This is a genomic window from Microbacterium sp. A20 (genome assembly GCF_004794515.1).
In the GTDB taxonomy this organism is placed as follows: domain Bacteria; phylum Actinomycetota; class Actinomycetes; order Actinomycetales; family Microbacteriaceae; genus Microbacterium.
On sequence record NZ_SSDF01000065.1, the window covers coordinates 1 to 21,768 of the forward strand.

Consider the following 21,768-nt stretch of genomic DNA (forward strand, 5'->3'; position numbering starts at 1 on the left):
CCTGCCGCGCCACCCGCAGGGCGCGGTCGGCGTTCGCCCGCGAGGACGGGATGCCCGCGGCGTCGCCGGCGACGGTGCCGACACCGATCCGGATCTCGCTGGTCGCCCCCAGGCGCCCGAGGAAGTCGGTCGCGACGCGTGCGGCGCGGCTGTCCGCATCGCTGTGCTCGGGGTGGGAGTCCGAGTCGTCCTGCTCCGGACGGATGCCGACGACCGCGTACACGACGTTGCCGATCACGGCCACCGCGGAGCGGAGGTAGACGGCGCCGAGATGTACGGCGAAGGCGTCGGCGATGCGCTGCCGTTCGGCCACCCCGCGGGCGCCGGCGGACGGTTCGTCATCGGTCTCCTCCGCCGCCGACAGCGCGAGCACGACGCAGCGATGGTCGCTGAGGCGCAGCCGGGCGGTGGCATCCGCGGCCCCGGGACCGCCTTCGAGGATCGTGGCGAGCAGATCGGCGCGGAGCCGGCGCTCGACATCGGCACCGGCGCGCAGCCGCAGCATGTGCAGTGCGACGAGCCCGGCGGAGTCTTTCAGCGCGCGCACTCGATCGGGGGACAGCGGCTCCTGCACGGCCGCCCAGATCGAGCCGAGGATCTCGTCGCCGGCGCGTACCGCCAGCGCGACGCGGGGGAACGAGGGCAGCCCCTCGGTGTTGTGCACCGGGCCGACGTCGATCGGGTCCTGGCTGCGGTACAGCTCCTGGAAGACGCCGCGCTCCTCCAGCTGTCGCGCGAACCGCTCCGGCACCTGCCGACCCAGCACCGTCTCGATGCGGGCAGGATCCGCCTCGTGCTGTCGGCCGGAGAACGCGACGACCCGCGAGTTGCGGTCCTCGATCGTGACCGGGGCGTTCAGCAGCGTGGCGATCGCATTCGCGAGGGCGAAGAGGTCGCCCGACGGCATCCCGCCCAGTGTCGTGGCCGCCTGATCGCCGACATCGCCCTCGGCGATGAGCGAACGCAGCATGGCCGCCAACTGCGCCCACGAGGCTCCGCGGGTGAGCGCCAGGACCGGGATCCCCGTGGCCTCGGAGGCATCGCGCACCGGCTGCTCCGCTCGCACCGGCGCGCGCAGCACGAGCGCGGAGGCGTGCTGGGCGGCGAGGGCCTGCAGGAGCTCGGCGATCTCGTCCGGATCGCTCAGGCCGACGCCGAGCACGAGCGCCCCGCGCATGGGCATCGTGTCGTCCAGGACATCGTGGATGACGACGGTCTCGATCTCGGCGTCGACGTCGGCCGCGCCGCTCACCACCTCGAGCAGGGTGTTGCCGAGGTCTTCGATGACCCGGCCGAGGCTGGCGCGGGGCCTTGTCGTCACGGACATGAGCACAGGGCCCAGGTTAGGCGGCGACCGGCGGGGAGCGATCTGTGGGGCACGACGAAATCGTAGCGACAGTTGGTCGATCTCGACAGGCTCGTCGTGCCCCGCATTGCATCAGCTCAGAAGGTGATCCACTCCGTGCGCACCGTCACCGCGTCCAGCGCAGCGGCATCCGGGGTCACGCCGATCCCCGGCCCGGTGGGCACCGCGAGCGTGCCGTCCTCCACGACGAACGGCTCGGTGATGTCGCGCGAGTAGTAACGGCCGGAGCCCGACGTGTCGCCGGGGAGCGTGAAGCCGGGCAGCGCCGCGAGTGCGACGTTCGCCGCCCTGCCGATCCCGGTCTCGAGCATGCCGCCGCACCAGACGGGGATGTCGTTGGCCACGCACACGTCGTGGATGCGACGGGCTTCCAGGTAGCCGCCGACGCGCCCCGGCTTGATGTTCACGATCGAGCAGGCACCCAGGGCGATGGCGTCGGCTGCGGCGCGCGCCGACACGATCGACTCGTCGAGGCACACCGGCGTCGTGATCGCCTTCGCGAGCTGGGCGTGGCCGAGCAGATCCTCCTCGTCCAGCGGCTGCTCGATCAGGAGGAGGTCGAACGGGTCGAGCTTGGCGAGATGCCGGGCATCGCCCCGGTGGTAGGCGGTGTTCGCGTCGACCTGCAGCAGCACGTCGTCACCGAAGCGCTCCCGCACCGCACGGACCGGATCGATGTCCCAGCCCGGCTCGATCTTCAACTTGATGCGCACGTAGCCCTCGTCGAGGTAGCCGTCGACCGCGTCGAGCAGCTCGGGGATCGAGTCCATGATGCCGACCGAGACACCGCAGTCGACCCGGTCGCGCACCGCACCCAGCTCGCGGGAGAGGGGCACGCCGGTGGCACGCAGCTCGGCGTCGAGGAGCGCCAGCTCGACGGCGGCCTTCGACATGCGGTGCCCCTTGAACTTCGCGAGAACCGGAGCCACACCGCCGGCATCCAGGTCCTCCACGTGCGCGAGCGCCGGCAGCAGGAACCGGGTGATGACGTCGACGCTCGCTTCCACGTACTCGGAGGAGTACAGCGGGTCGTTCATCGCGACGCCCTCGCCCCAGCCCTCCGCCTCGTCGGTGACGGCGCGCACGATCAGCGCCTCGCGCACGGTCTGTACGCCGAACGACGTCCGGAACGGCGACACCAGCGGCATCTCGATCACACGCAGCTCGAATCCGGTGAGCTTCATCCCTGTTCTCCTCTGTCGATGGTGTACGCGCCGGAGCGGTCGAACGAGAGCACACGCCCTCCGCCCTCCAGCGCAGATCCGAGCGTCTCGCGCAGTGCCAGGCGCCAGGCGGTCGCTCGGGCAGGCTCCGTGAGGCGCAGGGACTCGATGTCGCGCGGCAGCGCCACCCGCACGAATCGTGCCTCGGTGCGATGCCGCAGCGGTCCGAGGTCCTCGCCGACGCTGAGCAGCGGCTCGGCCTCCGCGGCCTCATGGCCGACCGCGGCCGACTCCCCGTGGCTGGCCGCGACCACCTGGGGGTCGCGCACGTACCAGGTCACCAGCATCCGATCGGTGTCGTCCGCGCCGTTGAGCGCGTCGGCCATGTGCCCGTAGAAGTTGCGGTGATACGAAGTGGGTGCGGCAGCGAGCTTCACGAGGTTGAAGTGCGCATTCCGGCTGATGAGCGGATCGAACGTCCAGGAGATCTCGTCGAGTCCCTCCTGCAGCGCCCACGCGCGCTGATGCACCTTCAGTGCGAAGCCGACGCTGCGCCCTCGCATGCGCGAGGAGACCCCGGCGATGTGGCTGTGCAGCGCGCGCTGCTCCGGGGCGGCGAAGAACCCGAAGCAGGCTCCCACCAGCTCATCGCCCTCGAAGGCCCCGCCCACGTAACTGCCCGCCTTCGACAGTGCCCGCAGGGTCTCCACGTTCACGGGGGAGTTCTCGCCCTGCTTGGTCCAGATGCTCTGGAACAGTTCTGCGACCCGCGTGAAATCGTCCACGTTATTCAGCAGCCGGATCTCCACCCCCGCCGTCGCGGCGGCCGCGGTCGCTGCATCGGCGGCCTCCTCCGGTGAGGCGCTCTGCGCCGCCGCGTCCGTCATGCTCATGCCCTCTCACCGGCCAGCGCTGCGGAGATCAGTCCCCGCAGGAGCCGGATGCGCTCCGGGATCATCGCGACGATCACGTGCTCGTCGTCGGCGTGCGCGCCACCTCCCACGGCGCCGAGGCCGTCGAGCGTCGGGACTCCGAGCCCCGCGGTGAAGTTGCCGTCGGAAGCGCCGCCGACGGCGACTCCCTCGAACGGTGTCAGCTCCGACCGCTCGGCGATGGCGACCGCCTGAGCGAACAGGCCGGCTGAGGATTCCCGCTCCATCGGACGGCGGTTGGGTCCGCCTTCCACGCGCACGGACGATCCGGGGAGTCTCGTCGGGATCGCCCGGATCGCCGCGTCCACGCGCTCCTGCTCCGCGACGGTCCGCACCCGCACGTCGACCGCGAACTCCGCGTCGGCGGGCACGGTGTTCGTGGTGCTGCCCGCACGCACCAGCGTGGGGGTCACGGTGGTGCCGGCCACCGGGTCGCCGAGTTCCTCGACCGCGAGCAGCAGATGCGCGGCCTCGACCGCGGCGTTGATACCGCGTTCCGGCTCCAGGCCCGCATGGGCCGCGCGACCCGAGGCGTGCACACGGTACAGCGACACGCCCTTGCGCGCGATCTTCACCGCCCCGCCGTCGGCAGCGGCCTCGAGGACGAGAGCCGCTGTGCAGCCGATCGCCTCCTGCTCGATCAGCGCACGCGAGCTGGGGGAGCCGAGCTCCTCGTCGCCCGTGATGAGGATGCTGACGCCCATGCGGTCGGGCAGCGCCGCCACGGCGTGCAGCGCCATCACGACGCCGGTCTTCATGTCGAAGCATCCGGGGCCGCGGAGCACACCGTCCTCGATCCGGAAGGGATGCCGCCGCAGCGATCCGAGCGGCCAGACCGTGTCGTGGTGTCCGAGGAGCAGCACCCGAGGCTCCCCGAACCGCCACCGCAGATGCGTGCGACCGTCGAGGACGATCCGCTCGGAAGCCGCGCCGAGCAGTCGCTCGCCGAGCTCGGCGAGAACATCGGCGCTGCGGGCGACGGCATCGAGGTCGTCGGACGGCGACTCGCAGGAGACGAGGGTCCCGATGTCGGCGAGGACCAGGTCGAGGTCCACGTCCGCCTGCACCGTCATCACGACACCTTCGGCGCCGCGCGGACGCCGTGGTGCAGATAGCGCTCGCCGCTGGGCAGGGAGTAGAACACCACGGCGTGCCAGGCCTGTTCGCCCTCCGGTCGCATGACGAACTCGCCGCGGCGGACGGGCACCAGCGGATGCTCCTGGACGGGGTCGGGGAGCATCGCGGCGAGCGGCCCGTTGAGGGTCGTGCGCATGCGCAGGCCGTCCTCGTCGCGGAAGATCTCGGTGCGCACGCCCGAACGGTCGTAGACGCCCTCGAACTCGGAGAAGTCATCCGTGAAGGGCTGCTCGGGCGGCACGAGCCCCGCGGGGATGGTGAGGTCGGCGAGCTCGGCGTAGATCTCGCCGAACAGCGCGTCGTAGAGATCCCGGGTGTTGCCGCCGTTGCTCAGCAGCGTCACCGCCACGCCTTCATCCAGGAGGATGCGCAGGAACGACGACTGCCCGATGGTGTTGCCGTCGTGGCCGATGAGCTTGCGGCCGTCCCAGTCGAAGAGGATCCACCCGATGCCCCAGCTGTCGCCGAGGGAGTACGGGTCGGGCACATCGACCTCGTGCTGCTGCATGCGGCTCACGCTCGCCTCCGAGAGCACCCGGGTGCCGTCGGCCGCGAGACCGCCGGTGAGGTGCATACGGGCGAACGCGAGGATGTCGGCGGTCGTGGAGTTGATCAGCCCCGCGGGGCCCATCGAGCGGGGCAGCATCCACGCCGGGGCGAGCTCGGGTCCGTCCTCGCCGACCACGGTGTGGCCGCTCGCGGCCCGGAACATGATCGCCTCCTCCGGAAGAGTCGAGGAGTGGGTGAGACCGAGCGGGGTGAACAGCTGATCGCGCATGGCCTGGTCCCAGGTCGTGCCGGTGATCTTCTCGATCACCCGCCCGGCGAGCACGAAGCCCGAGTTGCAGTACGACATGGTCGCCCCGAGCGGGTGGTTCTGGGCGACGCCGTCGAGCAGCGCCACGTACTTCTCGAGCGTGTCGTCGCCGCGTCCGGTGTCGGTGAACACGTCGCCGTCGATGCCGCTCGTGTGGCTGAGCAGGTGGCGCATGGTCACGGTGCGCGTGACCTCGGGGTCGGACGAGGCGAACTCCGGCACATAGTCGACGATCGGGGCGTCGAGGTCGACCTTTCCCTCGTCGACCAACCGCATGACCACCGACGCGGTCCACACCTTGCCCATCGAGCCGATCTGGAACACGGAGTCGTCGGTGGTCTCGATGCCCGTGCGGACGTTGAGTATGCCGTGATGCGCATACACCGGCTCCTCGCCGAGGCGCAGGATGCCGAGCGTCGCACCGGGGACCTTGTGCGCCTCGGCCAGCGCACTCAGTCGCTGCTGCCAGTGCCGGGCGTCGAGGCGGGCGCGCACGGGCTTTCCGGCAGGCGGGGCGTACTGCTCGACCCAGTCGATCACGCGCTGCGAGAAGTCGGCCCGGTGCGAGGGCTTGCCGGAGAGCGGGAACAGATGCGACCCGCCGGGGTAGAGCACCAGTCGGGTGGGCACACCGCGCTCGCGCAGCGCCGAGAACCACTGCTCGGCCTGACCCACGGGGCAGCGGTCGTCGGCCGCGCCGTGCAGGATCAGGGTGGGAGTGGTGACCCGGTCGACCTGCGTGTACGGGGACTGCGCCGCGATGCGCTCTGCGTCGCGCCAGGGCAGGCCGCCGTTCTCCTTCGCGGAGAGGTAGTGACCGAAGTCCGAGGTGCCGCCCATCGACAGGAGATCGGTGACGACCCCGCCGGCGACCGCCGCCGCGAAGCGGTCGTCGCGCGAGGTGAGGAAGCAGGTCATGTAGCCGCCGTAGCTGTAGCCGGTGACGGCGAGCCGGGTCGGGTCCACGATGCCCTCGGCGACGAGCTGGTCGATCGGCTCGAGGAAGTCGTTCGCGTCGTTCACACCCCAGCCGCCGGAGACCGCGGAGAAGAACTCGTCGCCGTAGCCGTCGCTCCCGCGCGGGTTGAGGGTGAGGATCGTCCAGCCGCGGCGCGCGAGCACCTGGTGGTACGGGTGAGTGAGGTCGGCAGCGCCGTTGGAGGCGTTGTGCGGACCGCCGTGGATGTCGAGCAGCAGCGGCTGCGGACCGGCGGTATCGGGGTCGCGGCGCAGCCATCCGGTCACGACCGTGCCGTCCGAGATCGTGAAGCGGCGCTCCTCGGCGACGACGAGGTCGAGGTCGGGCGTGCCGTAGTCGGTGAGCACCCGCGTCGTGCCGTCGGCGAGGTCGAGGAGCGCGACGTCGCCGAACGACTCCGGCGTCGCGAGCACGATGGCGGCGGAGGATGCTGCCACCGACAGCCCCGACACGTTCGCCGTGCCGTCCACGAGGGCCGTGGCGCCCGTGCCGTCCGGCGCCACGCGGTACACATGCGTGTAGCCGTTGTCACGCAGACAGAACACGATCTCCCCGCCGTCCGCGAACTGCGGCATGCCACCGGGGTAGCCGGGACCACCCGGCATGACGTTGCGGTCGAGGCTTCCCGTGATGCTCCGCGGTTCGCCGCCGCCGACCGGGAACAGCAGCAGGTCCGCGTTGCCGACCTCCGTGTCGGTGCGCCCGGCCGCGACGACGAACTGACCGTCCGGCGTCCAGCCCACGGCCGTCGCCTGCACGTCGGCGGCGCTCACCTGCACTGCCTCCCGGTTCGGGTCGGTGGAGGAGCGCACGAACACGGGGACCCGCATCGTGAGGTCCGCGTCGTCCTCGACGCTCGTGGAGTAGGCGATCCGCGCGCCGTCCGGCGACCAGAACGGGTCGGACGCGTGGGAGCGCCCGTGGGTCAGCACGGTGACCTTCTCCGAGGCGACGTCCAGAACGTGCAGCTGCTGCACGAGGGTGCCGAGGTTGCCCGCGCCGTCGGCCTTGTAGCCCAGGCGGTCGGCGGCGGCCGGTGCCGAGCGCCGGGCGAGGATCGTCTCCGCGGTCTCGCCGGGGAGTGCGGCGCTGTCGACGGGGGCGGTGAAGGCGATGCGCGACCCGTCGGGGCTCCAGATCGGCGTGCCGGCGCCGAGCGGAAGGGTCGTGAGGCCGCGGGCCTCGCCGCCGCCGGCCGGGAGGAGCCAGATCTGCGCCGGACCGTCCTGCGCGCGCAGGAACGCCAGCTGCGACCCGTCGGGGCTCCATACCGGGGTCGAGTCGGCCGTGCCTTGCGTGAGCTGTGCCGCCTCACCGCCTGTGGCGGGCACCTGCCACAGGGCGCGCGTGTCCCGGTCGCCGTCGCGGTCGGTGGTGCGCAGGGTGAAGACGACACGGGCGCCGTCGGGTGACAGTGCCGGTTGCTCGGGGGTGCGGACGGAGAGCAGGTCGTCGACGGTGACACGGTTCATGGGAGCTCCAATCGGATGGTCAGTTCACTGTGTCCGCTGTGAGCGCGGCTGGTGTTGTCTGCGCGGCCGAAACCGTGGCGGTGCTTTGGGAGATGGGCACAGTTCCGAGCGGCGCATCCGCGGGCAGCCCCGCGAAATGACAGGCCGCGCCCGCGGCGCCCGTGGGCAGGGGAGGTTCCGCGATCACGCAGATCTGGCGATCGGGGCGCGCCGCGGGGCCGATCGGGCATCGCGGGTGGAAGCGGCATCCGCTGGGCGGCGCATGCGGGTCGGCGGGCTCCACGTCGACGGGGGCCAGCGGATCGACGGCCAGCAGATCGCCGTGCCGGGTCGGCGCCGCCTGCAGCAGATCCCGCGTGTACGGATGCTGCGGGTCGGCGAGGACCTGCTCCGTCGGTCCGAACTCGACGATGCGGCCGAGGTACATCACCGCGATGTGATCGCTCAGGTAGCGCACGACCGACAGGTTGTGCGAGATGAACAGCATCGTCAGGTCGAGCTCGCTGCGGAGCTCCCGCACGAGGTTCAGGACGGAACCCTGCACCGACACGTCGAGCGCCGAGGTGATCTCGTCGGCGATCACGACCTCGGGCCGGGCGGCGAGAGCACGGGCCAGGGCGATGCGCTGACGCTGCCCGCCGGAGAGCGCCGCCGGGAGCGACTGCGCGCGGTCGGCGTCGAGGCTCACCAGGTCGAGCAGGCGGGCGACCTCGGCGCGACGGGCGGTCGCTCCGCGGACGCCACGGGGGAGGGCCTCGGCGATGGATTCGCCGATCGTCATGCGCGGGTCGAGCGAGGAGAACGGGTCTTGGAACACCATCTGGATCGGGCGACGTCGGCGGAAGCTGCGCACGTCCACGCCGTCGAGGGTGATCGAGCCCTCACTGATGGGCGCGAGGCCGATCGCGGCGCGAGCGAGCGTGGACTTCCCGGAACCCGACTCGCCCACGAGCCCGACGACGGAACCCGACGGGACCGTGAGGCTCACGTCGTCGACGGCCGTGAGGCCGGATCGATGCGTGCCGTACCGGACGCTGACCTGATCGAAACGCAGCTCGCTCATCGCAGGACCGTCTCTTCCTCTTCCGCGGCCGTCTCATCAGCAACTGTGGCGATGGCCACCGGGACCGGCACGTCGCCGCTGACCGGATGCCAGCAGGCGACCCGATGCCCCTCGGCATCCGCCACGAGTTCGGGATCGGTCTCCCGGCAGAGGTCGGTGGCGAGCGGGCAGCGGGCGGCGAACGCGCATCCCGCGGGGAAGGCACCCGGTGCCGGCGGTCGGCCGGGGATCACCTTGAGCGGTTCCCGGCGGTCGGCGTCGAGCTCGGGCACGACCTCGAGCAGCGCCCGCGTGTACGGGTGCCGGGCGTCGGTGTGGAGGTTCGCCGCCGGCAGGTCCTCCACGATGCGACCGGCGTACATCACCAGCACCCGATCACACGTCTGCGCGACGACCGCGATGTCGTGGCTGATGAGCAGGATCGCGGCATCGGTGTCGCGCCGTACTCCCGCCAGCAGCTGCAGCACCTGTCGCTGCACGGTGACGTCGAGCGCCGTGGTGGGCTCGTCCGCGATGATCAGGCGCGGGTGGTTCATGAGGCCCATGGCGATCATCGCCCGCTGCCGCATACCGCCGGAGAACTCGTGCGGGTACTGGCGGGCGCGTCGTGCGGCCGCGGGCACGCGCACCGACTGCAGGCGTTCGACCGCCCGGTCCATCGCCTGCTTCCGGGTGATGTCCTGGTGTTCGGAGGCGGCCTCGGCGAGCTGCGATCCGATCCTCCTGGTCGGGTTGAACGAGGTCATCGGATCCTGGAACACCATCGCCAGCGAGGTGCCGAGCAGGCTCCGCACGGCGCGGTCGGATGTCGTCAGCAGCGGAGTGCCGCAGAAGTCCAGGTGCGCGGCGGTGACATCGCCCGGGCGCTCGATCAGGCGGGCGGCGGCGAGGGCGGTGAGGCTCTTGCCCGACCCGGATTCGCCGACCACGCCGATGGCTTCTCCCCGAGCCACCGTGAACGAGACGCCGCGCACCGGGGTGACCCAGCCGGCCGGCGTCGGGAAGGAGACGCGGAGGTCGTCGACGACGAGCACCGCCTCGCCGCCGTCGACCGGCGCGGGCTGAGCGCCGCCGGGACGCACGATCGTGGGGAGGGGCCGACGGCGTCGAGCGGAACGACCCCCGAGCGCCGCCGCCGCGGTCTCGCCGAGGAGGTTGAAGGCGAGGCCGGCGATCACCACGGCCACCGCGGGTCCGAGCGCTGCCGCCGGGTTGAGGTAGATGCGGTTCAGACCCTCGCCGAGCAGGCGACCCCAGTCGTACTCGGGCACCTGGACGCCCAGCCCGAGGAATGACAGACCCGCGAAGGCGAGCAGTGCCGAACCGGCCGCCACGGTCGCGTTCACGATGAGCGGTTCGCCGATGTTCGGCAGGATGTGCCGGATCAGGATGCGCATGCGCGAGACGCCGGCCACCTGCGCGGCGGAGATGAAGTCGCGGCCGGCGATCGCGGCCGACAGGGTCTGTGTCAGCCGGGCGAATTGCGGGGCCATGGCGAAACCGATCGCGAGCACGGCGCCCGTGGAGCCGACACCGAAGATGACCGCGAAGAACAGGGCGAGCAGGAGACCGGGGAAAGCGACCGCGATGTTCACGAAGCCGACGATCGGCCGGCCGAGCCACCGCGGGAGCACGGATGGCGCGGTGCCCAGCAGCGTGCCGGCGACGACGCCGATGATCACGGCGATCACGGCGAGCACCACGGAGAGCCGGGTGGCGACCAGCACGCGGGCGAGCACGTCGCGTCCGAGCGTGTCGGTGCCCAGCAGGTGTGCGGCGCTCGGTCCCTGCGTGATCTCGGTGGGGTTCACCTGCTCGGCCTGCGCGCCCCAGATCATCGGGGCGAAGATCGCGCCCAGGGCGACGAGCAGCATCAGGCTGAGAGCGGTGATGCCCAGTGGTGACCGGACGATGCCCGACCAGGCCGTACGTGCCGACATCATGCCTCCCGGATGGTGGATCGAGGGTCGAGGAGGGCGAGGATCACGTCGATCACGAGGTTCACGACGAGGACGCCGACGCCGTAGACGAGCACGATCCCCTGGACCACGGAGTAGTCCTTCGTGAGGATCGACTGCACGATCATGGTGCCCAGGCCCGGCCAGGCGAAGACGTTCTCGACCAGCACGGTCCCGGCGACCATGCCCGTCAGGAGCAGGCCGGTGAGCGTGAGGGTCGCCGTCATGGCGTTCGGCAGCGCGTGGCGCGAGTAGATGCGGTGCGGGGCGAGCCGCTTGGCGCGCGCGGTGCGGATGAAGTCCTGGCCGAGCACCGAGAGCACCTCGACGCGGATGATGCGCGAGAAGACCGCGATGGGTCCGACCGCGAGCGCCACCACGGGGAGGACGAGTGCGAACGGCGCGGTGTTGCCGGCGACCGGGAACCAGCCGAGGGAGACCGCGAACACATAAACGAGTCCGACCGCGAGGAGGAACTCGGGAATCGCGGCCAGGATCACCGACCCGGTCGCGAACGCCAGCTCGAGGCCGCGCCGCCGCCCGCCTCGGGTGAGGACGGCCATCGTCACCCCGAGCGGGACCGAGACCAGCAGCACGAGGAGCACCGCGAGGAGGGCGAGCTGGAGGGTGGCCGGAAGTCGGGTGGCGATGATCTCCGACACCGGTTGGCTGGTGATCATCGATGTGCCCATGTCGCCGGTGAACAGACCGCCGATGTAGCGGAAGTACTGCACGATCAGCGGCTGGTCGAGCCCGAGCGCGGCGCGTCTGGCCTCGACCAGCTCGGTCGGGGCGTTCAGCCCGAGCGCGGCTCGCACCGGGTCGCCCGGCACGAGGTGGATCATGAGGAAGGCAGCCGTGACCAGCACCCACACCGAGAGCAGGAACTGCCCTCCGCGACGGACCAGGAAGGACACCCAGGGGTTGTCCGACCGTGCGGATCTGATCAGTATCGCCTGCGTGGCGGTGGTGCTGGCCATCGGCTGCCTCCGGTCCCAGATCTACTCGTACATGCGGATCGACGTGGGGTCGATGCCGTCGCCCTCGGTGAAGGTCGCCTTGGTCGCGAAGGTCGACCGCGTGATGTTCGCGTACGGCACGACGCTGGTCGTCTCGAACAGTGCCTCCTCCGCGGCGGCCCAGTCGTCGCAGCCCTCGTTCCCGGCTTCGGCGGATGCCGCGGTGACGGCGGCGGTGTAGTCGGGGTTGTCGATCGAGGCGTAGTTGGTGCCGTTCGGGGGCGTCGGTCCGGAGTAGAACGGCACGAGCATGCTCGGCAGCGAGACCGTCAGCGGCGCCGCCGAGATGTCCCAGTCGCCGGTGGAGAACAGCACCTCGCTAAGGGTCGGCGAGTCGACGGCGGTCACGCTGATGTCGACGCCGAGGTCCTTCCAGGCCGCCTGTGCGAGTTCGGCGGCGGCGTTGCCGGCATCTCCGAGCTGCGAGGAGTAGATCATCCGCAGGGTGAGCGTCTCGCCGTCCTTGGCACGCACCCCGTCGGAGCCGGCTTCCCACCCGGCGTCGTCGAGTGCCGCGGCGGCTGCCTTCACATCCAGCTCGGGGAGGTGCCCCGAGACGGTGTCCGCCCGGCACGGGTTCGGCGACACCGTGACGAGTCCGGTCGGCACCGTCGCCTTGCCGCTGCCGATGACCTGGCGCATCTGCTCGAGGTCGACCGCCTGCATCAGCGCCTCGCGCACCGCCTGGTCGGCCGTGGGTCGCCCTTCCGCCTGGTTGAAGGTGAAGGACCCGCCGGGGGTCTCGATCGAGGTGTGGAAGAGTCCGGCGTCCTCCACTCGTGCGGTGTCCGGGCCGATCACCAGGGCCGCGTTGACCTCACCAGACAGCAGCAGGTTGGTCGCGGTGGTCTCGTTGGGCACGACGCGGAACACGACGGTGTCCGGCAGGCCCTTCTGCTCCGGGTCCCAGTCGCCAGGGCCCCAGGCGAAGTCGTCCCGGCGGGTGAGGGTGTACTGGCTGTTGGGTGCGATCTCGGTCATGGTGAACATCCCCGTCGAGCCCTCACCCTTCGCGAGCGCATCCGGGTCATCGATCACGGTGCCGCAGACGATCGAGATGCTGCCGATGTTCTCGATGAGGAACGAGTCGGGGCGTCCGCTGGTGACGGTGACAGTGCCGGCGTCGTCGTCGCCGACCGCGGCTGTTCCGGGCTGCACCTGCAGGCCCATGAGCGGCGAGCCGTTCGCGGGGTCCCCGATGTGGGTGATGTTCGCTGCGACGTCGGTCGCCGTCAGGGGCGTGCCGTCCTCGCACGAGAGGTCGTCTCGGAGCGTGAAGGTCGCGGTCGTCGTGTCCGCCTCCCACTTCTCGGCCAGGCCGGAGGCGATGCTGCCGTCTTCCGAGACCTCCACGAGGCGGGCGTAAAGGAAGCGGTCGATCGAGCGGGCGACGGACATCACGGTCACGAACGGATCCAGGCTGCCCGGGTCGGTCGAGATCACCGAGGTGAAGGTCTTGCCGTCGGCGAGGACGCCCTCGGGAGCGTCTCCGCCGCCGGGGGAAGCGCCTGCGGCACAGGACGTCAGGGCGAGCGCCGCAGCGCCGAGCAGCGCGATCAGCGGGGTACGAGAACGCATCAGAAGCCTCCAGCAGTGTTCGGGATGGTGCAGGTGGTGGTGCAGGGGGTGGGGCGGGTGCAGATCAGAGTGCGCGCAGGTGCTCGACGGCGGAGAAGGCCGCGCGACCGATCGAGGCGTCCACGAGGGGCTGCCTGTCGGCGAGCGATGCAGCGCGGGTGAAGACGGCCACGGCGTACTGCCGGCCGTCGGGATAGGTGACGACACCGGCCTCGTTGCGCCAGGTGGGGAGGGTGCCGGTCTTCGCCGCGATGCGGACCCCGGGCGGGAAGCCGGAGGTCAGCCGGTGCGGCCAGACCTGCAGCGCCATGATCTCGCGCGCCTGGCGGCAGGCCTTGGCCGACGCCGCCGTGTCCGTCCACAGTGCGTTCAGTAGCGTGGTGACGTCACGCGGCGTGGAGTGCGAGGTCTTGACGGGATGCACCGCGTCGAGCGCGAGGATCTGCTCGGCCGTCGCGCCCTCGAAGAGCTCATCCAGATCGCTGTCGGCCGCACCGCCCAGATCGGCGATGACCGAGGCGAAGAGGTCTTCGCAGCATCCGATGAGTCGCGTCTGCCTGAGCCCCAGATCGCTGATCACCCGGTTCACGGCCTCCGTGCCGAGGCGGTGGTAGAGGACGTCGGTCGCGGCGTTGTCGCTCATCGTCATCATGTTCAGCGCGAGGTCGCGCCAGCTGGCCACGACGTCGTCCGCGAAGCCGGCCGTGCCCACGCCGCCGATGCGGTAGCGCGCCGTCACGGTGGTCCGCTCGGTCGGGTCGAGTTCACCGGCGGCGACCGCGCGGACGTAGGCGGTGAGGACGAGGATCTTGAACACCGAGGCGAGCACCACGGGCTCGTCGGCGCCGACGCTCACCTCCGCGCCGCCCTCGACGCCGATCTCCCGTGCGTGCAGGAAACCGGTGGCGCCGGCATCCGTGAAGATCTCCTGGATGTCGGACGAGATCGCCGACTGCGGCGCCGTGACCGTGCTCACGCGTCGACCCGGCGGTCGGCGCGTCCCGTGTGCAGGTACAGGGCGCGTCCGGTGCCGTCGTCGCCGACGAAGGCGTGCGGCATGCGCATCCCGTGCTCCTGCTTGCGGGGGAGCAGCGTGTCCCTCGTCCAGCCGACCAGCTCGACCGGCTCCGGTGCCGGGCCGAGCTCGGCGAAGATCCCCTTCATGGTGCGCTCCAGCCAGATGCGGCCGTCGTCGTCGAGTCGCACCGTCGAGTCGGAGACCGACGACGAATACGTGCCGAGGATGCGGTCCACGTCGATCTCGACCGGCGTCTCGGGGATCGTGGGCAGGGCGGGCATCGTGACCCCGGCCAGCGCCTCGAGCACCCGGGAGGTGATGGCGTGGTAGGCGTCGACCGTCTGCCCGCCGTTGGTGAGGACCGCCACGGCGACCCCTGCGGAGGGGACCATCCGCAGGAACGCGTTCTGCCCGATCGTGCCGCCGTCGTGGCCGATCACCGGGCCGCCTTCCCAGTCGAAGATCTCCCAGCCCAGGCCCCAGGCGTCGCCCATCAGACCGAGCTCGGGAAGGTCGACCTGCCGCTCCTGCATCGCCCGCACGCTCTGCTCCGAGAGCACGCGGGTCCCGTCAGAGGCGACGCCGCCGTCGAGGTGCATCCGGGCATAGCTCACCAGGTCGTGCGCCGTCATGGCGAGCATCGATCCGGCCGGAGCGTTGGAGCGCACGAGGCTCCACACCGGAGCGGGCACCGGCTCGTCGCTGCCCTCTGCGGGGATGTGCCCGAGCGCGGCGCGGAACATGATCGCCTCGGACGCCGTGGTGGCCACGTGGGTCAACCCCAGCGGACCGGCGAGGTGGGTGCGGAGCGCCTGATCGTAGGACGTGCCGCGCAGCACCTCGACGATGCGGCCGAGCACCACGAACGCGGCGTTGTTGTACGAGAAGCGCTCGCCGGGGGCGAAGAGCTGCGGGGCATCGGCGATCGTGGCGAGGTACTTCTCCACGGCGTCGTCGCCCACTCCGGTGTCGTTGAACAGATCGCCCTCGAAACCGCTCACGTGGCTCAGCAGCTGCCGAGCGGTGATCGCGCTCGCCGCCGCGTCGTCGCCGATCGCGAACGCGGGCACGGTGTCGCGCACCGGGGCGTCGATGTCGAGCAGACCCTCGTCGACGAGCTGCATGATGAGCGTCGCCGTCCAGGTCTTCGTGATCGAGCCGATCTGGAAGACCGAGTCGACGTCGGCCTCGACACCGGTGTTGCGGTTCAGGATGCCGGCGGCGGTGGTGAAGATCTCGCCTCCGGACAGGATCGCGACGGATGCCGCGGGGATGTGCGCGTCGGCCAGCATCGTGGGAAGGTTCTCCCGCACCCAGCTGCCGATTTCGTTCAGGTCGGACACGTGCGCTCCTCTACATCGAGTGGGTCGTCGCATTCGGGGCGACGGCGATGGGGCCGAGACTATTCGCGTGCTCCGCCGGGCCGTTGGTGCCCGGCGACGAGACTTGCGCGCACCTTGGTTCGCCAGGACGAAGGATCAGCGCTTCATGCGTCTCCTCGGACGGCACGCCCCGGGAGGGCGTCGGGCACGATCTCCCCGGCGTGCACGACGGGGACGCCGTGTACGTAGAGCTGGCGGATGCCCCGGGAGGGTCTGGTCGGGTCGGAGTAGGTCGCCCGGTCGGTGAGCGTCGCCGGGTCCAGTACAACGATGTCGGCGTCGGCACCGACCGACAGGTGTCCCTTGCCCCGCATCCCGGAGGAGACCTCATCGAGCACGCGCGCCGGCAGGTAGGCGCAGCGCCGGAATGCCTCGCCCCAGCTCCAGGTCCCGCTCTCGACGACCATCAGACGCAGCGACTTCGTGAACGTCCCCGCCGTGCGCGGGTGCGTGTGCCCGCCCGAGGGGAGGGGCCATTCTCGCTGCTCGTACACGGTGCGTCCGTCGGCCTCCACCCACGAGACGGGCATCGCGTCGCTCGCGACGATCGAGTCGGGGTAGGCGAGCGCGCGGTGCAGGTGCGCGCGGTCGAAGGGGTCGGCCTCGTCGAGGAAGGTCACGATGCACGTGGCCCCGGGGTCGGTCGCCCGTACCTCGCGCAGCCGCGCCTCGTCGGCGATGCGCTCGCCCGTGTCCACGAGGACGAGCGAGGTCGGGGTGATGCCGAGACCCTTGAGCTTCTCCGGAGCGAGGAAGAACGCGCCGATCGCCGTGCTGCCCGCACCGTAGGGATAGGCCTCGACCGTCACGCGCGAGCCGGCGGCGCGGCTGCGGTCGAGCAGGGCGAGCACGCGGTCGATGTGGCGCAGCGATGTGCTGTTCACGTGGCAGTGGTGCATCGCGGCACCCGTCTCGGCGGCGGCGCGGACCAGCTCCTCCGAGCCGTCGATCGGGGTGCGGGGATCGGCCTCGATCAGCTCCCGCACGTGCGTGAAGGTGGGAGCGTGCGCGGCGGCGGCGAGCCGGGAGAGGTCGAGGTACTCGTCCGGATCGGAGCGGGGCGCGTAGCCCATGAGTACACCGATCCCGAGGGCGCCGGCTCCGATCTCGTCCTCGAGCAGGCCCAGCCAGCGTCGACGCTCGGCGGGGGAGGACGCCCGCTGCCACTCCGGCTTCCCGAGCAGGTCCATCGACGCGGTGAAGTCGGCGACGGGCACCCGGTCGAGGTGGGCGTACGCCCGCGCCTGCGACCAGGATGCGGAGAACCCGTAGTTCAGGGGGCGTCCGTCGGCGGCGGCGCGGGCGAGGGCTTCGGCGATCGGCATGAGGCCGGCTTCGAGGTCGAGTGCGGTGGTGACACCGTCCATCGCCTGCAGCCGCTGTCCGGCGATGGAGTGGACGTGACTGTGCAGGTCGACGAATCCCGGGCCGACGATGAGACCCGTGGCGTCGACGATGTCGGCACCGGCCGGTGCGGCGAGGTCGTCGCCCACGGCGGCCACCCGTCCGTCCGCGATCAGGAGGTCGGCGATCCGATCGGATCCGGTCTTCGGGTCGATGACGCGCCCGCCGCGCAGCAGAGTGTCCACGCTGTCACGATGCCACGCGGCGGGAGGCGGTTCCGGTGCAGTTCGACGAAACCCCGCGCACCTTCCCGTGCCCCCGCACAACCGGAGACGCGCTCGACGGGGCGCGGAGAGGTGCGTCCGCGCGTCCCAGCAGACATAATGAATGTGACGATGTGACCGTGCACACGCGAGGAGGCGAAGTGATGTCCACCGCCTCCGAGCGCGCGCGCCTGCCCAGCATCCGCGATGTCGCGCGGCTCGCCGGGGTCTCCCATCAGACCGTGTCCCGGGTGCTGAACGATCATCCGAGCATCCGTCCCGAGACGAAGGCCAAGGTCCTCGACGCGATCGCCGTGCTCGACTACCGGCCGAATCTCGCGGCGAGGGCACTCGTCACCAGCAAGTCGAACATGCTGGGCATTCTCTCGGCGACGATCGGCGAGTTCGGTCCGACGTCGTCCATCGCCGGCATCGAGGATGCCGCGCGCGAGGAGGGCTACTCGGTCTCGACCCTGAACCTCCCCGCGACGACTCCGGAGGCGATCGGCAACGCGGTGCGGCAGCTCTCGCGTGAGCAGGTGGACGGGATCGTGGTGCTCGCGCCGCAGGTACGGGTGTTCCATGTCCTGCGCGGCATGTCCGTCGACATGCCGTTCGTCACGCTGCAGACGGCTTCCGGTTCGGATGGGGTGAGCCTCTCCGCCGACCAGGTCGCCGGCGCCAGGGCGGCCACGGAGCACCTGATCTCGCTCGGCCACAGCGACATCCTGCACCTCGCGGGGCCGCAGGACTGGATCGAGGCCGAGTCGCGTATGCGCGGCTATCTCGACGGGCTGCGCGAGGCGGATCTGCCGACGTTCCCCCCGATCCGCGGCGACTGGACCGCGGATTTCGGGTACTTCGCGGGCAAGGAGCTCGCTCTCCGCCGCGACTTCACCGCCGTGTTCGCGGCGAACGACCTCATGGCGATCGGGCTGATGCACGGGTTCCGCGACTCCGGAATGCGTGTCCCGCACGACGTGAGCGTGATCGGTTTCGATGATATTCCCGTCGCGGCACATGTGGCTCCATCGCTCAGCACCGTGCACCAGGACTTCCCCGAGCTCGGACGTCGGGCCGTGCGGATCCTGCTCGCCCAGATCAGGGGTGAGCAGGTGCCGGAGTTCGGCCCGCTGCAGACGATCCTGCGTGCGCGCGAATCCGCCGCATCACGGTAGCGACACGAAATCGCCGCGCGGACTTGACATGGGTCCGACGGAAGACGACGATATACCGATGTGAACGGTCACATCGAAGGTGACCGCACGTCGCGAGGAAGATCCGTGAGCACTACTGCAACGTTGCCGACCGTGTCAGGCCCGATCCTGGAGATGCGCAGCATCACCAAGGAGTTCCCGGGCGTCAAGGCGCTGGCCGATGTCTCGATCACCGTCCGCGCAGGAGAGATCCACGCGATCTGCGGTGAGAACGGCGCCGGCAAGTCCACCCTGATGAAGGTCCTCTCCGGCGTGTACCCGTACGGCACCTACGAGGGCGAGATCCTGCTGTACGGCGAGGAGCAGCGCTTCAAGGACATCGTCGCCAGCGAGCAGGCCGGCATCGCGATCATCCACCAGGAGCTCGCGCTCATCCCCGAGCTCTCGGTCACCGAGAACATCTTCCTCGGCAACGAGATCGCCCGCGGCGGCCGCATCGACTGGCAGGCGCAGAAGGAGCGCACGATCGAGCTCCTCGCCCGCGTCGGACTGAGCGAGGACCCGGATGCGCAGATCAAGACCCTCGGCGTCGGCAAGCAGCAGCTGATCGAGATCGCGAAGGCGCTGAACAAGGAGGTCAAGCTCCTGATCCTCGACGAGCCGACCGCCGCGCTCAACGAGAACGACTCCCAGCACCTGCTCGACCTGATCCTCGGACTCAAGGCCAAGGGCATCGCGTCGATCATGATCAGCCACAAGCTCAACGAGATCGAGCAGATCGCCGACGAGATCACGATCATCCGCGACGGCCGCACGGTCGAGACGCTCGACATCTCGCGCGGCGAGATCAACGAGGACCGGATCATCCGCGGGATGGTCGGCCGCTCGCTGGAGAGCCGGTACCCCGACCGCACGCCCGAGATCGGCGAGGTGTTCTTCGAGGTCAAGGACTGGTGGGTGCAGCATCCGACCGTCCCGGAGCGCATGGTCGTCAAGGGGTCGAGCATCAACGTCCGCCGCGGCGAGGTCGTCGGCATCGCGGGGCTCATGGGTGCTGGGCGCACCGAGTTCGCGATGAGCATCTTCGGCCGCTCCTACGGCACCTTCCTCTCCGGCACCCTGATCAAGGACGGCCAGGAGGTCGCACTCCACGACGTGTCGTCGGCGATCAAGCACGGCCTGGCGTATGTCAGCGAGGACCGCAAGGTGCTCGGGCTCAACCTGCTCGACACCATCAAGCGGTCGGTCGTGGCCGCCAAGCTCTCCAAGATCGCCAAGCGCGGCGTGGTCGATGCGCGTGCCGAGTTCGCCGTGGCGGAGGACTACCGCAAGGCCCTGCGCATCAAGACGCCCTCGGTCGAGGAGGGGGTCGGCAAACTCTCCGGCGGCAACCAGCAGAAGGTGGTGCTGGCGAAGTGGATGTTCACCGACCCCGACCTGCTGATCCTCGACGAGCCGACCCGCGGCATCGACGTCGGAGCGAAGTACGAGATCTACGCGATCATCAACCAGCTCGCAGCTCAAGGCAAGGGCGTCATCGTCATCTCCAGCGAGCTGCCCGAACTGCTCGGCATCTCCGACCGCATCTACACCGTCTTCGAAGGTCGGGTCACCGACTGCATCCCGGCCGACCAGGCGACACCCGAGGACCTCATGCGCAGCATGACCTCCACGAACCAGAAAGCATCCGCATGACCACCGACACCACCGCAACGAAGCGCGGCTTCCACTTCAAGGACATCACGAAGATGTTCGGGGGCGGCCAGTCGACCCTCCGCCAGTTCGGTATCTTGGGCAGCCTCGTCGTGATCCTGGTCGTCTTCCAGGTGCTCACCTGGATCTTCAAGGGCACCGGTCTGACGCTCTCGTCGGGCAACCTGATCAACGTCGTCAACCAGTACTCGTACATCCTGATCCTCGCGATCGGCATGGTGATGGTCATCATCATGGGTCACATCGACCTCTCGGTGGGCTCGGTGGCCGCGTTCACCGGCATCGTGGTCGCGAAGGCCATGGCCGACTGGAACCTCCCCTGGCCGCTCGGCGTGCTCCTCGGCCTCGGCGTCGGCGTGCTCGTGGGTGCCTGGCAAGGGTTCTGGGTGGCGTATGTGGGGGTGCCGGCGTTCATCGTGACGCTGGCGGGCATGCTGTTCTTCCGCGGCGCGAACCAGTGGGTCGGCGACTCGCAGTCGGTTCCGGTGCCGCAGGGCTTCAAGGTCATCGGCGCCGGCTACCTGCCGGAGCTGCCGTTCATCCCGGTGCCTTTCAACGTCTTCACCATGCTGCTCGCGCTGCTGGGCGTCGCGTGGATCGTGTTCTGGGAGATCCGCACCCGCCGCATCCAGCACAAGATGGGTGCCGACATGGCGCCGCTCTGGGTGAGCGTCACCAAGGTCGTGCTGATCTCGGCCGTGATCCTCGTCGCGGGATGGCTGTTCGCCACCGGCCGTGAGGGAACCAGCTTCCCGATCTCGGGCATCATCCTGCTCGCGCTCGTCATCCTCTACTCGTTCATCACGAACAACACCGTGTTCGGCCGTCACATCTACGCGGTCGGCGGCAACCGCCAGGCCGCGCGTCTGTCGGGTGTGAAGGACCGCTGGGTCGACTTCTTCGTGATGATGAACATGTCGGTGCTCGCCTCGCTGGCCGGCATGATCTACGTCGCCAGGGCGACGGCGTCCGGGCCGCAGGACGGCAACGGCTGGGAGCTGGATGCGATCGCCTCGGTGTTCATCGGTGGCGCGGCCGTCTCGGGCGGTATCGGAACCGTGATCGGGTCGATCATCGGTGGTCTCGTGATGGCGTTCCTGAACAACGGCCTGGCCCTGCTGGGCGCCGGTGCCGACGTGGTCTCGATGATCAAGGGCCTCGTGCTCCTGTTCGCCGTCGGTGTCGACGTCTGGAACAAGCAGCAGGGCCGCCCGTCGATCATCGGCTTCCTCACGCGTCGCTTCGGCCGCAAGGAAGACCCGATGACCGACACCTTCGACCCGAAGGCGAACTACCCCACCAACCAGAAGTACGAAGCCCCCGCCGTCGACGAGACGCGCGGATAGTAGGGGTCGAGTCGCGCACCGCACACGCGTCGAGACCCACACACACCAGAGAAAGAGATCA

The 21,768-nt window shown here is 70.1% G+C and carries 15 protein-coding genes; 3 read left to right on the forward strand and 12 right to left on the reverse strand.

Annotation, left to right across the window (positions count from 1 at the left end; all coding sequences use genetic code 11):
* The 12 genes from DW298_RS05515 to DW298_RS05570 all read right to left on the reverse strand — a co-directional run.
* Window positions 1-1,327 (reverse strand): PucR family transcriptional regulator ligand-binding domain-containing protein (locus DW298_RS05515; RefSeq protein WP_240745031.1); only part of this gene is annotated, 1,327 nt, incomplete at its 3' end.
* A 116-nt stretch (window positions 1,328-1,443) separates the two neighbouring features.
* Complete coding sequence (gene menC, locus DW298_RS05520; protein WP_136041456.1) at window positions 1,444-2,550, reverse strand: o-succinylbenzoate synthase; 1,107 nt, start codon at window positions 2,548-2,550, stop codon at window positions 1,444-1,446.
* Complete coding sequence (locus DW298_RS05525) at window positions 2,547-3,422, reverse strand: GNAT family N-acetyltransferase (RefSeq protein WP_205820263.1); 876 nt, start codon at window positions 3,420-3,422, stop codon at window positions 2,547-2,549. Before DW298_RS05525 ends, menC begins: the two co-directional genes overlap by 4 nt.
* Window positions 3,419-4,534, reverse strand: coding sequence for a M20 family metallopeptidase (locus tag DW298_RS05530; RefSeq protein ID WP_136041457.1), 1,116 nt, complete (start codon window positions 4,532-4,534; stop codon window positions 3,419-3,421). The genes DW298_RS05525 and DW298_RS05530 overlap by 4 nt, the downstream gene beginning before the upstream one ends.
* Window positions 4,534-7,866 (reverse strand): serine hydrolase, encoded by a 3,333-nt coding sequence (locus tag DW298_RS05535; RefSeq protein ID WP_136041458.1) that lies wholly within the window; start codon window positions 7,864-7,866, stop codon window positions 4,534-4,536. The genes DW298_RS05530 and DW298_RS05535 overlap by 1 nt, the downstream gene beginning before the upstream one ends.
* 19 nt (window positions 7,867-7,885) lie before the next feature.
* Complete coding sequence (locus DW298_RS05540) at window positions 7,886-8,929, reverse strand: ABC transporter ATP-binding protein (RefSeq protein ID WP_136041459.1); 1,044 nt, start codon at window positions 8,927-8,929, stop codon at window positions 7,886-7,888.
* Window positions 8,926-10,869: a dipeptide/oligopeptide/nickel ABC transporter permease/ATP-binding protein gene (locus tag DW298_RS05545; protein ID WP_205820264.1), complete on the reverse strand. Its 1,944-nt coding sequence runs from the start codon at window positions 10,867-10,869 to the stop codon at window positions 8,926-8,928. The genes DW298_RS05540 and DW298_RS05545 overlap by 4 nt, the downstream gene beginning before the upstream one ends.
* Complete coding sequence (locus tag DW298_RS05550) at window positions 10,869-11,867, reverse strand: ABC transporter permease (protein ID WP_136041461.1); 999 nt, start codon at window positions 11,865-11,867, stop codon at window positions 10,869-10,871. Before DW298_RS05550 ends, DW298_RS05545 begins: the two co-directional genes overlap by 1 nt.
* A gap of 21 nt (window positions 11,868-11,888) precedes the next feature.
* Complete coding sequence (locus tag DW298_RS05555; RefSeq protein WP_205820265.1) at window positions 11,889-13,484, reverse strand: ABC transporter substrate-binding protein; 1,596 nt, start codon at window positions 13,482-13,484, stop codon at window positions 11,889-11,891.
* A gap of 64 nt (window positions 13,485-13,548) precedes the next feature.
* Window positions 13,549-14,460: a serine hydrolase gene (locus DW298_RS05560; RefSeq protein WP_240745027.1), complete on the reverse strand. Its 912-nt coding sequence runs from the start codon at window positions 14,458-14,460 to the stop codon at window positions 13,549-13,551.
* Window positions 14,457-15,845 (reverse strand): serine hydrolase domain-containing protein, encoded by a 1,389-nt coding sequence (locus DW298_RS05565; protein ID WP_136041462.1) that lies wholly within the window; start codon window positions 15,843-15,845, stop codon window positions 14,457-14,459. The genes DW298_RS05560 and DW298_RS05565 overlap by 4 nt, the downstream gene beginning before the upstream one ends.
* 143 nt (window positions 15,846-15,988) lie before the next feature.
* Window positions 15,989-17,473, reverse strand: coding sequence for an amidohydrolase family protein (locus tag DW298_RS05570; RefSeq protein ID WP_136041463.1), 1,485 nt, complete (start codon window positions 17,471-17,473; stop codon window positions 15,989-15,991).
* A gap of 182 nt (window positions 17,474-17,655) precedes the next feature.
* Between DW298_RS05570 and DW298_RS05575 the strand changes: the two genes are divergently transcribed.
* The 3 genes from DW298_RS05575 to mmsB all read left to right on the forward strand — a co-directional run bounded on the left by DW298_RS05575 (window position 17,656) and on the right by mmsB (window position 21,707).
* On the forward strand, window positions 17,656-18,669 hold the full coding sequence (locus DW298_RS05575; RefSeq protein WP_136041465.1) for a LacI family DNA-binding transcriptional regulator: 1,014 nt from the start codon (window positions 17,656-17,658) through the stop codon (window positions 18,667-18,669).
* Window positions 18,670-18,822: 153 nt separating this feature from the next.
* The gene (gene mmsA, locus DW298_RS05580; protein WP_275087539.1) at window positions 18,823-20,343 is read left to right on the forward strand and encodes a multiple monosaccharide ABC transporter ATP-binding protein; all 1,521 of its coding nucleotides are present in this window, start codon (window positions 18,823-18,825) and stop codon (window positions 20,341-20,343) included.
* Window positions 20,340-21,707: a multiple monosaccharide ABC transporter permease gene (gene mmsB / locus DW298_RS05585; protein WP_136041467.1), complete on the forward strand. Its 1,368-nt coding sequence runs from the start codon at window positions 20,340-20,342 to the stop codon at window positions 21,705-21,707. Before mmsA ends, mmsB begins: the two co-directional genes overlap by 4 nt.
* The last annotated feature ends 61 nt before the right edge of the window (window positions 21,708-21,768 follow it).

Coding starts and splice junctions, on each gene's coding strand:
- menC (WP_136041456.1), bottom strand. CDS start 2,550: ATGAAGCTCACCGGATTCGAGCTGCGTGTGATCGAGATGCCGCTGGTG.
- DW298_RS05525 (WP_205820263.1), bottom strand. CDS start 3,422: ATGAGCATGACGGACGCGGCGGCGCAGAGCGCCTCACCGGAGGAGGCC.
- DW298_RS05530 (WP_136041457.1), bottom strand. CDS start 4,534: ATGACGGTGCAGGCGGACGTGGACCTCGACCTGGTCCTCGCCGACATC.
- DW298_RS05535 (WP_136041458.1), bottom strand. CDS start 7,866: ATGAACCGTGTCACCGTCGACGACCTGCTCTCCGTCCGCACCCCCGAG.
- DW298_RS05540 (WP_136041459.1), bottom strand. CDS start 8,929: ATGAGCGAGCTGCGTTTCGATCAGGTCAGCGTCCGGTACGGCACGCAT.
- DW298_RS05545 (WP_205820264.1), bottom strand. CDS start 10,869: ATGTCGGCACGTACGGCCTGGTCGGGCATCGTCCGGTCACCACTGGGC.
- DW298_RS05550 (WP_136041461.1), bottom strand. CDS start 11,867: ATGGCCAGCACCACCGCCACGCAGGCGATACTGATCAGATCCGCACGG.
- DW298_RS05555 (WP_205820265.1), bottom strand. CDS start 13,484: ATGCGTTCTCGTACCCCGCTGATCGCGCTGCTCGGCGCTGCGGCGCTC.
- DW298_RS05575 (WP_136041465.1), top strand. CDS start 17,656: ATGTCCACCGCCTCCGAGCGCGCGCGCCTGCCCAGCATCCGCGATGTC.
- mmsA (WP_275087539.1), top strand. CDS start 18,823: ATGCGCAGCATCACCAAGGAGTTCCCGGGCGTCAAGGCGCTGGCCGAT.
- mmsB (WP_136041467.1), top strand. CDS start 20,340: ATGACCACCGACACCACCGCAACGAAGCGCGGCTTCCACTTCAAGGAC.